Raw genomic sequence first — 12,533 nt, 5'->3', positions numbered from 1 at the left:
TTTATAAAAAAAACCACGCTTTAGCGTGGTTTTTTAGTTTAATTCAATATCTAAATATTTTAAACCTTCATACTGCAGAAGATACTCTTCATTTAACAATGGAGGTTTAGTCTTATCTGTTTTGTCTCCTAACCCAACACCCGCAAAAATAACTTTAGCTTGGTTTTTTTTAGCATGAGATTTTATTGTTTCCATCCAAATTACATCATATTCAATTTCATAATCTGAAATAACTGAGGCTTGTACAATAACAAAAAAACGTTCATTTTTTTTGTTTATACAAACAAATTGAGGATGTCTTTTTAACTGGCTATTTACGGCTAAAAACTCATATCCCTTGTTTTTTAAATCTTTTCCAACAATATTCATTGCTAAATTATGTAATTCTTGTTTTGAAAGTGGTTTTTTGCTCATAATGCAAATTTAATGTTTTTATAAGATTATGAAATTATTTTTTGAAATACAAGAAAGGAAGAGAGGTATGAAGTGTATATTAGTTTTTCAAAAGAAAGTATAACTAATATGTATAAAGAAGGCAAATAAGGTTAAAAGAGGGTGTTTTCTTAAATTAGTATATATTTAGTAGTAAGATTACTTTAGGTTGTTTAAAACGTTTAAAACTTATTTTAGGTAAAGAATAAATATGAAATTATACCATAAAAAAATCCGATACAAGTGTATCGGATTTTTATTTATATTATTTTTAATTTATTGGATTATCCTCCGAAGTCATCAAATCTTATATTCTCATCAGCTAAACCAAAGTCTTCACCCATTTTTTGAACTGCTTTGTTCATTAAAGGAGGTCCACAGAAATATAATTCAAGATCTTCTGGTGACTCATGTTTAGATAAGTACTCATCAATTACTGCTTGATGTACAAAGCCTGTAAAACCGTCTCCATTTGGATCGTTAGCATCTTTTTTATTCACCCAGTTATCTTCAGGTGCTGGTTCTGATAATACTAAATAGAACTTAAAGTTAGGGAAATCTTTCTCTAATTCATAAAAGTGTTCTAAATAGAATAACTCTCGTTTAGAACGACCACCATACCAATAAGTAACTTTTCTATTTGTTTTTAATGTTTTGAATAGGTGATATAAATGTGAGCGCATTGGTGCCATACCAGCTCCACCACCAACATATAACATTTCAGCATCTGAATCATTAATGAAGAATTCACCGTAAGGTCCAGAAATTGTTACTTTATCACCTTTTTTACGAGAGAAAATGTATGAAGATGCAACACCAGGGTTAACACTCATCCAACCATTTTTAGCTCTATCCCAAGGCGGAGTAGCAATACGAACATTTAACATAATTTCTCTTCCTTCAGCAGGATAAGAAGCCATTGAATATGCACGTTCTACTAATTCTGCATTTTTCATTTTTAAATCCCATAAACCGAATTTATCCCATTCCATTTGGAATTTATCTGGAGTTTCATGTTCTTCAGGATGTGCAGTAATATCCATAGTTTTAAAATCCACTTCACATTCAGGGATTTCAATTTGAATATATCCACCAGCTTTGTAGCCCATATCTTCAGGGATTTTAACTACAAATTCTTTAATAAATGATGCAACGTTATAATTTCTTACAACTGTTGCTTCCCATTTTTTAATACCAAATACTTCTTCAGGGATGGTAATATCCATATCCTGTTTTACTTTTACTTGACAGGCTAAACGTGCACCATGTTGTAATTCTTTTCTTGTAAAATGGGGAGTTTCAGTAGGTAATGCTTCACCCCCACCTGAATTTACGTGGCATTCACATTGAAGACAAGTTCCACCACCACCACAGGCAGATGGTAAAAATATTTTTTGCGAACCTAAAGTTGTTAGCAAAGAACTTCCTGAAGCTACTTCAATTTCTTTTTCACCATTAATGGTAATCTTTACAGGTCCTGAAGGTGATAGTTTTTGTTTTACAACTAATAATAAACCAACGAGTAAAAGCGTAATAATTAAAAAAGCAATTACGGTGATTACTACTGTTCCTATTGTACTTGCGGCTAATATCATATTACTTATTTACTTTTATGTTGTTAGCGAACACTTCTGTGTTATTCTTTAAGACTTCCACTTGTGCAGTTTTATCTTCTTTTGTTTCTTCTTTATCACCTCCAGTTAACATACCTCCAAAACTCATAAAACCAATTGCCATTAATCCTGTAATGATAAATGTAATTCCTAAGCCTCTTAATGCTGGTGGAACATTTGAATACCTAATTTTTTCACGAATAGCAGCAATTGCTAAAATTGCTAAAAACCATCCAATTCCAGATCCTACACCGTAAACAGTTGCCAAACCTAAAGTTGGTATTTCACGTGATTGCATAAATAATGATCCCCCTAAAATTGCACAGTTAACCGCAATAAGTGGTAAAAATATTCCTAAAGAGTTGTAAAGTGATGGTGAAAATTTTTCAACCACAATTTCTACTAATTGTACCATGGTTGCAATTGTTGCAATAAACATGATAAATGATAAGAAGCTTAAATCGTAATTTGCATATTCTTCACCTAACCAAGAAAGTGCTCCAGGTTGTAATAAATAATGATCTAACAACCAGTTTAATGGTACTGTTATTAACATTACAAAAATAACAGCGGCTCCTAAACCAACAGCTGTACTTACTTTTTTTGATACTGCAAGGTAAGAACACATTCCTAAGAATGTTGCAAATACCATGTTATCTATAAATATCGATTTGAAAAATAATTCTAAATATTCCATATTCTAGTTTTCTTCTATTAAAGATTCATTTCTTGAGCGTTGTACCCAAATAATAATTCCAACTACAATTAAAGCCATTGGTGATAATAACATAAACCCGTTATTTTCATAACCATAAGCGTATAATCCTGTTTGTTCTATTGGATCACCAAAAACTTTATATCCTAATAAAGTTCCTGAACCTAAAAGTTCTCTAAAGAACCCAACAATAATTAGAATTAAACCGTAACCAGCTGAATTACCAATACCATCAAGGAAAGATCTCCAAGGTCCGTTAGCTAAAGCAAAGGCTTCAAAACGACCCATAATTATACAGTTTGTAATAATTAAACCAACAAATACAGAAAGTGTTTTACTTAACTCATAAGCATAAGCTTTTAATACTTGATCAACAATAATTACTAAAGCTGCAACAACAACTAATTGTACAATTATTCTAATTTTAGAAGGAATAATGTTTCTCATTAAAGAAATAACAACATTTCCAATTGCTAATACTGCCATTACCGAAAGAGCCATTACAATAGATGCTTTTAACTCAGCAGTAATTGCTAAAGCAGAACATATACCAAGTACTTGAATAGTAATTGGATTATTATCTGCTAATGGATCAGTGATTAACTTGGCGTCTTTTTTTGATAAAAGTCCCATAAATTAATTATTTTTTTAAGTTTTTAAAGAACGGTTCGTAAAGCTTTAAATCGCTTTTAATCATTGCTGAAACACCATTACCAGTAATAGTTGCACCTGCAATAGCATCTACTTCGTTATCTGTTTTATCATCGTTTTTTGGATCGGCATTACTTTTAGAAACATCAATACCTTTAAAAGTATTTGAGTTGTCTAATAAATGCTCTCCAATAAAATCGTCCATAAAGAAACGTTGCTTAATGTTTGCTCCTAATCCAGGAGTTTCTCCTTTGTGATCAAAATAAGCTCCTTGTATTACCATGTTTTTGTCCATAGCTACATAAGCCCAAATAGCATCCCAAAGTCCTTTACCACGAATTGGTGCAATGTAAAATGTTTTACCATCTTTTTCGCCTTCAAATAAAGGTAAACGTCTTGCAATACCTGCTTTTGCGTTTGTTTGTTCTTTTTTAATATCAATTAAATACGCTTGGTTGTCTTCGGTAACTTTACCATCTTGAATAACCAATTGTTTTTTAATATATTTTTTGAATAATTCTGGTGCTTTATCAGTTGAAACAAAATTAGCACTGCTTTCATCATTTTCATTTACGCCCATTGCATACAAAATATTTTGTTGCTTTTCTAAGCGTTTGTTTTCATCAATATTTGGTTTTAAAGATGAAGCTGCAAATGCTAGTAATGAACCTACAATTAGCACCATAACAATGGCGAAAATTATAGTATATGAATTTTTATCTGTTCTATTTTCCATCGTTATGCAACTTTAGCTTTTAAACGTTTCATTCTTTTCTTTACATTTCCTTGAACCACATAATGGTCAATTGTTGGAGCAAACACATTCATTAATAGAATGGCTAACATTACACCTTCTGGATATGCAGGGTTAAATACACGAATCATAATTGAAATAAAACCAATTAAGAAACCGTAAATCCATTTTCCTTTATTTGTTTGTGAAGCTGTTACAGGATCTGTAGCCATAAATACCACACCAAAAGCAAAACCACCAATTATTAAGTGATGCCAAAATTCAGTACTCATAAGTGTATAGAATTTACTGCTCTCAGTTATCCAACCTGTACTAACAACGCTATTAAATATTAATCCCATTACTAAAGCTCCAATAACTGCAGATAACATAATTCTCCAGCTACCAATTTTAGTAAAGATTAAAAATAAACCAGCCAGTAAAATAAGCAGGGTAGAAGTTTCACCAACAGAACCTGGTATAAAACCAAAGAACATATCTGAAACCGAATAGGCTAATTCTTTACCTTGTGCCAAAGCCCCTAAAACTGTTTCTCCAGATATAGCATCTGGTTTTGCACCTTCAATTAAGTTTTGAACTCTAGGATCTGCTCCGTGAACCCAAACTTTATCTCCACTCATCCAAGTTGGATATGCAAAGAATAAAAATGCACGAATTGTTAATGCTGGGTTTAGAATATTCATTCCAGTTCCACCAAAAACTTCTTTTCCTATTACTACTCCAAAAATAACAGCTACTGATAACATCCATAATGGAATATCAACTGGTACAATTAATGGAACTAGCATCCCAGTTACTAAGTAACCTTCTTCAACTTCGTGACCTTTTATAATCGCGAATATAAATTCAACACCTAAACCAACAACGTATGATACAATTACTAAAGGCAATATTTTAATTAAACCAATTAAAAATGCATCCCAAGATAAAAAATCTACTGCTTCACCAATAGCTGCATAATGTTGATAACCTGTATTGAACATTCCAAAAATTAAACAAGGAACAAGGGCTAAAACCACCATATTCATTGTTCTTTTTAAATCGTCTGCTGCTCTAACGTGACCTCCAGAATGTGTAGTTTCGTTAGGTGTATATAAAAAAGTATGAATAGCACTAAAAGCAGGTAACCACTTTTTGTCCTTATTCTGTTCTTTAATATTATGTAATTTTTCTTTTAATCCCATAACCTTATCCTATTTCTTTTAACATTACGTCTAAGCCTTTTCTAATAATCTCCTGATGTGGTTGTTTAGAAATACAAACAAACTCAGTTAATGCAAAATCTTCAGGTGCAACTTCGTACATTCCTAAAGATTCCATTTCATCAAGATCTTTATACATACAAGCTTTTAATATTTGCATTGGAAAAATATCCAATGGAAAAACTTCTTCATATTGACCTGTAACTACAAATGCTCTGTGTTCTCCATTTGTATTAGTATTTAAGTCATATTTCTTATTTGGACTTAACCAAGAAAAAGTTAATGCTCTTGTAGTAGATATTTTTTTGAAAACAGGAGCTGTCCAACCAAATAATTCATAGTCGTCTCCTTCAGGAATAACAGTTACCATATTATCATAATAACTTAAAGCACCTTTTAAACTTTGGGCTTTTCCTGTTAAAACATTTCCGCTTATAATTCTAATTGAACCATTTTCTAACTTTCCTTTTGTAATTGAATCAATACTAGCACCTATTTTGGTAGTAAGGTATTGAGGGTTTTTTACAGAAGAACCAGCCAATGCAATAATACGTTCTGAATTAAATTTACCAGTAAGTAATAACTCACCAATAATAACTAAATCTTGAGGAGTAATTGTCCAAACTACTTCACCCTTATTAACAGGGTTTATTTTTGCAATTTGAGTTCCTACATTTCCAACGGGATGCGGTCCAGAAACATTATGAATAGTACAATTATTTAAACCTTCTAAAGGAGATTTTCCTTTTTTACCAACTGAAACATGAACTGTTCCACTTGTTAGTTTACTTAATGCAGTTATTGCAGCTTGCAGCTCTTTTTCTTTGCCATCCAATACATAATTGTAATTGGCAGCTAAGGGAGCACTTGCATAAGCTGAAACAAAAATAGCTTTTGGAGCTTTTGCAGCATCAGCAATTATATCATAAGGTCTTTGTTTAATAAATGGCCAACAACCACTTGCTAACAAATGAGCCTTAATTTCTTCTCCGTTCATTTCTTTTGGATTTTTAATTCCAAAATCTATGAACTCTTGAGTTGAATCAGCGCTGATTTTAAGTTCTAAAATTTTTCTTTTTTCTCCGCGAATTATATCAACCAATTCACCACTAACTGGAGCAGGAAATTTCATATCTGCATTGGCTTTATTGTAAAAAATGGCTTCACCAGCTTTTACTTTTGCACCAACTTTTACAGCTAATTTTGGTATAATACTATGGAAATCTTCAGGTTTTATAGCGTAAACACTACTAGAGCTAGCTGCTTTGGTTGCCTTTTCAGCTTTACCCTTTAGCTTTATGTCTAAACCTTTTTTAATATGGATGTCCTTTGACATATTTTGAGTTTATTTAAAAGTCTTTAAAAACGGTGCAAAAGTATGAATTTCTGCCTTAATTATAAGATTTTTATAAAAATTTTACGAAACCTTGTGATACTTTGTGTACGAAAACGTTATAATTAGAATAACATTTATATTTTTGGTATAAAATTTGAACAATAACAACCATAAATTTTGCTAAAATTGAAACAAATCGTACTTTTTTTTATATTTATTTGTGTAATTCCGCTTTCTTTTTCACAAAGTAAAGTTGTTGATTCTGAAAATATTAAAACAATTATTTTAAGATCAGCATCAACAAATATGTATGCCCCAATTGTGAGGTTAAATGAGAAAATTAAACTAAGTTTTGATGACTTAAATGCAGATGAACATGATTATACCTATAAAATTGAGCATTGTGACTATAATTGGGAGTCATCTAACCTTTCAGATTCTGAATTTGTAGATGGTTTTGCTGAAGACAGAATTAGAGATTATGAAAACTCCTTTAACACTCTTCAACCTTATACAAATTACAGCTTAACTATTCCCAATGATAATACACGATTAATGATTTCAGGAAATTATATTATTTCAGTTTTAAATGAAGACGAAGAAATAGTATTTCAAAGAAGGTTTGTAGTTTATGAGTCAAAAACAACAGTTGGTGTAACAGTTTATAAAAGTAGATCTATTGCAAATATTAACTCAACACAGTCTGTAGAATTTATTATTAACCATCCGAGTTTAAGAATTAACAATCCAAAAGTTGAAATTTTACCTGTAGTATTACAAAATAATAATTGGCAAACAGCTATTGAAGGTTTAAAACCACAATTTTATAGAGGAACTCAATTGCTTTATAAATATAATAAAGAAACTAACTTTAAAGCGGGTAATGAATTTCTGTTTTTTGATACAAAATCAATTCGAAATACAACATTAAATATTGCAAATGTTGAGCAAGGACCAAAGTTATATCATGCATATTTGTATACAAATGAAGAACGAATTGATGATCCATATACATTATTTGAAGATATTAATGGAAATTTTGTAATTAGAACATTAGATGGGCAAAATAATAATACAGATGCAGATTATGGCTGGGTTCATTTTAATTTAAGTTGTTTAGAAAATTTAGATGGGAAAGAAATATATATCCATGGAAACTTTAATAATTGGCAATTAAATGAAACCAATAAAATGATTTACAATAGTGAAACAGGTCTTTATGATGGTAAGTTATTGTTAAAACAAGGTTTTTATAATTATCAATATGTAACTAAAAACGTTAATGGTGAAATAAGTAATAGTGATATTGATGGATCTTTTTATCAAACTGAAAATGATTATACAGTGTTAGTTTATTACAAAAAATTTGGAAGTAGATATACTCAGGTAATTGGCGTTGGATATGGTAATTCTAAAAAGTTAAACAATTAATAAGTTTAAGAAATTTAGTATATTTGATAGTTCACAATTTATAGATTGTTATGGTACAACAAGTAACAAACGGAATAAAAATTTCAGTAATATCGAATTACGAGGGAACCCGTTATCGAAATTATAAGATGTATTATGTTTTTAGTTATCAAATTACTATTGAAAATCAAAGCAATGAAACAGTTCAGTTATTAGAACGGTTTTGGACAATTTTTGATTCTTTAAATATTACTGGAATAGTTGAAGGCGATGGAGTTATTGGTGAAAAACCAGTGTTAAAACCTTCAGACGTCTATACTTACAGTTCAAATTGTTTTTTAACTTCACCAATAGGTTCAATGAAGGGATATTATAAAATGGTAAATTTGGCAACTTCTAGTAATTTTAAAGTTTATATACCTACATTTCAATTAATGGTTCCTAATATAAGTAATTAGAAAAATGAAATTCTCCTTAATGAAATTTAAGCTGAAAGCCAAGCAAGTAAAAGGGTTAGAGTGCTTAAATTGTGGAATGCCATTAACTGGTAATGAAAATTTTTGCTCAAATTGTGGACAAAAGAATTCTACTAAACAATTAAGTTTTGGAATTTTTATAAATAATTTATTTTCAGGATTTTTATCATATGATTCTCGTTTTTGGAGAACATTTGTTCCTTTATTAAGTAGGCCAGGAAAAGTATCTAAAGACTATATAAAAGGAAAGCGCGCTAGATTTGTAAATCCATTTCAATTGTATTTAAATGTATCAATAATTTTTTTCTTGATTTTGGGGATTTCAAATAAAATAGATTCTCATGGTATAGTCGATAATGTTGCAGAAACTTCTAGAAGTATAGATTCGTTAGCTCAAGTTAATAAGGTGCAGATAGATTCAATAATTTCAGAGGTAAAAACAAAGGCTATAGCGGAATCACCACAAGATTCTGTAAGAACTAAAATAATTTCAAATTTAGGGAATATATATAAGTTTTATGAAACTAGGTCTGATAAGCCTGAAAAAGAATATGTATATTATATTGAATCGGAAACTGTAGAAAATATTAGACCCTTTAAGCGAATGAATGATTTTCATCATTTTATAAAGAAACATCAAAATTATTCGAATGTTCAAATTTTGGATAGTTTAGGCTATGAAAAAACATTTTGGAATAAATTTTATAGCCAACAAGTTATAAATGTTAGGAAAAATTATGAAGAATTAAGAAAAGATGGAGGGACAGCATATAAGAAAAAGATAATTTCATATATTTCAATTTCACTATTTATTTTTCTGCCAGTTTTTACGCTGTTTCTAAAGTTGTTATTTATAAGAAGAAAATTTTCTTATATGGAACATTTAATATTTGTATTTAACACGCAAACTGTTTTTTTTCTAATATTAAGCATCTTTTTATTATGCGGGATTTTTATAGAAACCAATAATGTAGGCTGGATTTTTACACTTTTATTTTTGTTTTACTTATATAAGGCATTGAGATTCTTTTATGAACAGAGCAGAATAAAAACTGTAATAAAATTAATTCTTTTAAATAGTTATTATATGTTTTTAGGTTTGGTTGGGTTTATAATTGTGGCTATACTTTCTTTTATTATAAGTTAGTTTGAAAAAGCGATTTTTTTGAGTGAACTAAATCTTCATAGTTAATATTTATAGCTTCTTTTTCTTTTTTAATTGATGTTATACTAACAGTTTCAACATAAGCTCTTTTCATATAAATAGATTGTTCTAAATCTCCAATTTTTGAATGATGAAAATTTAAAATAGATTTTGAACTTAAATCGTTTTTTAAAAGCCAATTATTAAACCAGGTAATTCTTAGTTTTTTTGATTCTGAATCATATAATGTTGAAGAAGACCAAATTTTAGGTTCGTTTTTTAGTCTTGTAATATATTTTTTATTTCCATCCCAAATAAGTTCAAATAGTTTTAAATCAATTTCATTCCAATCTGTAATAATAATTGTGAAAGGTTCAATATTATTTAAATTAAGTTCATTAATAAATAATTCAAAGTTGTTATGAGCTAATATTTCTTTTGCAATAACACCTCTACTTTTTTTATATTTCGTCTTTTTTGAGTGTTTTATAAAGGCTCCATTTAAAACACAAACCAATCTTTTTTTTGAGCTAGTGCCAATCCAAGTTCCTCCGGCAATTTTATCTTTTGGATAAATCATTTCTACACCATCTTCAAAATATTTTTGAGGATGAAGGGTTTCTCTTAGCTTTGATTCATCTCTATTAGAAGTTAGAATAAAGTCATTATTTGCTAAAGGAATAAACGTAACAGTGCACATACTATCAAAATTTGAATAATCAGTATCAGTTTTCAAAACAATATTACGATACTATTTTGTAACTTTGTAGGCAAATTTAAACTAAAAATTTATAAAATAATATTAATATGGCTTCAGGATTTTATAATGTACCAAAGGCAGTAAATGAACCAGTTAAATCTTACGCTCCGGGATCACCAGAACGTAAACTAGTATTGGACACTTACAAGAAAATGTATAATGAAAAGGTAGATATTCCTTTTTATATTGGAGGAAAAGAATTTAGAACAGGAAATACTGTAGATATTCACCCGCCACATGATCATAAACATTGTGTAGGTCAATATCATACTGCAGATAAAGAGCATATTGAGTTGGCTGTTGAAAAAGCTGCCGAAGCAAGAGTAAAATGGGCTGCAACAAGTTGGGAGCACAGAGCTGCTATATTTTTAAAAGCTGCAGATTTATTAGCTGGACCGTTTAGGTATAAAATGAATGCTGCAACTATGATTGCACAATCTAAAAATGTATATCAAGCAGAAATTGATGCAGCATGTGAGTTAATAGATTTTTTACGTTTTAACGTAGAGTTTATGACTCAAATATATAGCAATCAACCAGAATCGTCTCCAGGAATTTGGAATCGTATGGAATACCGTCCACTTGAAGGTTTTGTGTATGCAATTACACCTTTTAACTTTACTGCAATTGCGGGTAATTTACCTGCTGCTCCTGCTTTAATGGGGAATGTTGTTATTTGGAAACCTGCACGTTCACAAGTATATTCTGCACAAGTAATTATGGAATTATTTAAAGCAGCTGGTTTACCTGATGGAGTAATTAATATGGTAACAGGAAATTCAGGAACAATTACAGATGTTTTATTAAATAGTTCAGATTTTTCAGGTGTTCACTTTACGGGCTCTACTCCAGTATTTAACAGTTTCTGGGAAACTATTGGTAAAAATATGAATACGTATAAAACGTATCCTAGAATTGTTGGTGAAACTGGTGGTAAAGATTTTATTTGGGCACACCCAAGTTCAAATGCTTTGGAAGTTGCAACAGCTATTTCAAGAGGAGCTTTTGAATATCAAGGGCAAAAATGTTCAGCTGCATCAAGAGCTTATTTACCAAAAAGCTTATGGGCAGATATAAAGACTTCAGTAGAAAAAGATTTAAAATCTTTTAAAATGGGTTCTCCAGAAGACCCTACAAACTTTATTAATTCAGTTATTGATGATAGAGCTTTCAAAAAATTATCTAGTTATATTGATCAAGTAAAAGAAGATGATGATGCTGAAATAGTAATAGGTGGTGGTTATGATGATTCTGAAGGGTATTTTATTGAGCCAACAGTTATTCTTACAACAAACCCTCAATATAAAACTATGACAACTGAATTATTTGGTCCTATCATTACAATTTATGTATATGAAGATGACAAATGGGAGGAAGTGTTAGATATTGTAGATAAAACAAGTGAATTTGCTTTAACAGGAGCTATTTTTAGTGGAGACAGATATGTAATTGATATTGCTACTAATAAATTAGAAAATGCAGCTGGTAATTTTTATATAAATGATAAACCTACTGGTGCTGTTGTTGGTCAACAACCATTTGGTGGGGCTCGTGGATCTGGTACAAATGATAAAGCTGGTTCTGTATGGAATTTATTACGTTGGGTAAGTAATAGAACAATTAAAGAAACTTTTGTTCCACCAACTGATTATAGATATCCATTTTTAGGAGAATCTACTTTAGAAACTGTAGAGAAAGAAGTAGAAAGTGCTGTTGAAAAATTAAAAGAATTTGGAAAAGACTTATCTGATAAATTCAAGAAATAATAAAGTTCTTAATATAAAAAAAGCGCCAATTGGCGCTTTTTTTATTGCTTTTTGTAAAAATTATACTGCTTCAAAGTTGTCTGCACCATCTAATAAGCCAATTAACTCTTGAGGTTTATGTATTATAACCGGTATATGTTGAGGACAGATATAAAATTCGCTTTCTTGGTAATAGAATTTTGTTAGAGGTATTTCATTTGAAGATTTTTTACAAACTAAACATTCTTTAGTATTACTCATAATAGTTGGTTTTATAATAGAAGACAAAATTACC

Annotated in this window: 13 protein-coding genes; 4 read left to right on the top strand and 9 right to left on the bottom strand. The window is 30.0% G+C overall.

All coding sequences use genetic code 11. The features are described from left to right. Positions 1–33: 33 nt before the first annotated feature. The 7 genes from DAD81_RS03535 to DAD81_RS03505 form a co-directional block, all read right to left on the bottom strand. A complete protein-coding gene (locus DAD81_RS03535) occupies positions 34–414 on the bottom strand; it encodes a Na(+)-translocating NADH-quinone reductase subunit F (protein ID WP_111706860.1) in 381 nt (126 codons plus the stop codon). Positions 415–716: 302 nt separating this feature from the next. Continuing rightward, positions 717–2,027, bottom strand: coding sequence for an NADH:ubiquinone reductase (Na(+)-transporting) subunit F (nqrF, locus tag DAD81_RS03530; RefSeq protein ID WP_111706859.1), 1,311 nt, complete (start codon positions 2,025–2,027; stop codon positions 717–719). 1 nt (position 2,028) lies between these two features. Further along, a complete protein-coding gene (nqrE, locus tag DAD81_RS03525; RefSeq protein ID WP_111706858.1) occupies positions 2,029–2,742 on the bottom strand; it encodes an NADH:ubiquinone reductase (Na(+)-transporting) subunit E in 714 nt (237 codons plus the stop codon). 3 nt (positions 2,743–2,745) lie between these two features. Then, positions 2,746–3,393 carry an NADH:ubiquinone reductase (Na(+)-transporting) subunit D gene (locus DAD81_RS03520; RefSeq protein ID WP_111706857.1) on the bottom strand — a complete coding sequence of 216 codons (648 nt, stop codon included), beginning with the start codon at positions 3,391–3,393 and terminating at the stop codon, positions 2,746–2,748. Positions 3,394–3,400: 7 nt separating this feature from the next. Continuing rightward, positions 3,401–4,147: a Na(+)-translocating NADH-quinone reductase subunit C gene (locus DAD81_RS03515; RefSeq protein ID WP_111706856.1), complete on the bottom strand. Its 747-nt coding sequence runs from the start codon at positions 4,145–4,147 to the stop codon at positions 3,401–3,403. 2 nt (positions 4,148–4,149) lie between these two features. Next, entirely contained in the window at positions 4,150–5,349 is a 1,200-nt protein-coding gene (locus DAD81_RS03510) for an NADH:ubiquinone reductase (Na(+)-transporting) subunit B (RefSeq protein WP_111706855.1), read from the bottom strand. Positions 5,350–5,353: 4 nt separating this feature from the next. Then, positions 5,354–6,703: a Na(+)-translocating NADH-quinone reductase subunit A gene (locus DAD81_RS03505; RefSeq protein WP_111706854.1), complete on the bottom strand. Its 1,350-nt coding sequence runs from the start codon at positions 6,701–6,703 to the stop codon at positions 5,354–5,356. 186 nt (positions 6,704–6,889) lie between these two features. Between DAD81_RS03505 and DAD81_RS03500 the strand changes: the two genes are divergently transcribed. Genes DAD81_RS03500 through DAD81_RS03490 form a run of 3 tightly spaced genes read left to right on the top strand, consistent with a single transcriptional unit; the run spans position 6,890 to position 9,736 of the window. Next, complete coding sequence (locus DAD81_RS03500) at positions 6,890–8,134, top strand: type IX secretion system plug protein (protein WP_111706853.1); 1,245 nt, start codon at positions 6,890–6,892, stop codon at positions 8,132–8,134. A 50-nt stretch (positions 8,135–8,184) separates the two neighbouring features. After that, positions 8,185–8,571, top strand: a complete 387-nt coding sequence (gene apaG, locus DAD81_RS03495) for a Co2+/Mg2+ efflux protein ApaG (protein ID WP_111706852.1) — start codon at positions 8,185–8,187, stop codon at positions 8,569–8,571. A 19-nt stretch (positions 8,572–8,590) separates the two neighbouring features. Next, positions 8,591–9,736 carry a DUF3667 domain-containing protein gene (locus DAD81_RS03490; protein ID WP_157961069.1) on the top strand — a complete coding sequence of 382 codons (1,146 nt, stop codon included), beginning with the start codon at positions 8,591–8,593 and terminating at the stop codon, positions 9,734–9,736. Here the strand turns inward: DAD81_RS03490 and DAD81_RS03485 are convergent. Next, positions 9,726–10,433: an NRDE family protein gene (locus tag DAD81_RS03485; protein WP_111707374.1), complete on the bottom strand. Its 708-nt coding sequence runs from the start codon at positions 10,431–10,433 to the stop codon at positions 9,726–9,728. The two genes, DAD81_RS03490 and DAD81_RS03485, sit on opposite strands and share 11 nt — an antisense overlap. A 107-nt stretch (positions 10,434–10,540) precedes the next feature. On the opposite strand from DAD81_RS03485, the gene pruA reads away from it, so the two are divergent. After that, on the top strand, positions 10,541–12,259 hold the full coding sequence (pruA, locus tag DAD81_RS03480; RefSeq protein ID WP_111706850.1) for an L-glutamate gamma-semialdehyde dehydrogenase: 1,719 nt from the start codon (positions 10,541–10,543) through the stop codon (positions 12,257–12,259). 60 nt (positions 12,260–12,319) lie between these two features. Here pruA and DAD81_RS03475 read toward each other — a convergent pair whose 3' ends face one another. Beyond that, the gene (locus DAD81_RS03475; RefSeq protein ID WP_111706849.1) at positions 12,320–12,499 is read right to left on the bottom strand and encodes a hypothetical protein; all 180 of its coding nucleotides are present in this window, start codon (positions 12,497–12,499) and stop codon (positions 12,320–12,322) included. Positions 12,500–12,533 lie beyond the last annotated feature (34 nt).

Origin of the sequence: Lutibacter citreus (genome assembly GCF_003260195.1) — a bacterium.
GTDB classification, from domain to species: domain Bacteria; phylum Bacteroidota; class Bacteroidia; order Flavobacteriales; family Flavobacteriaceae; genus Lutibacter; species Lutibacter citreus.
The sequence above is the reverse complement of the archived record's forward strand: the minus strand, read 5'-3'. Positions and strand labels throughout refer to the sequence as shown.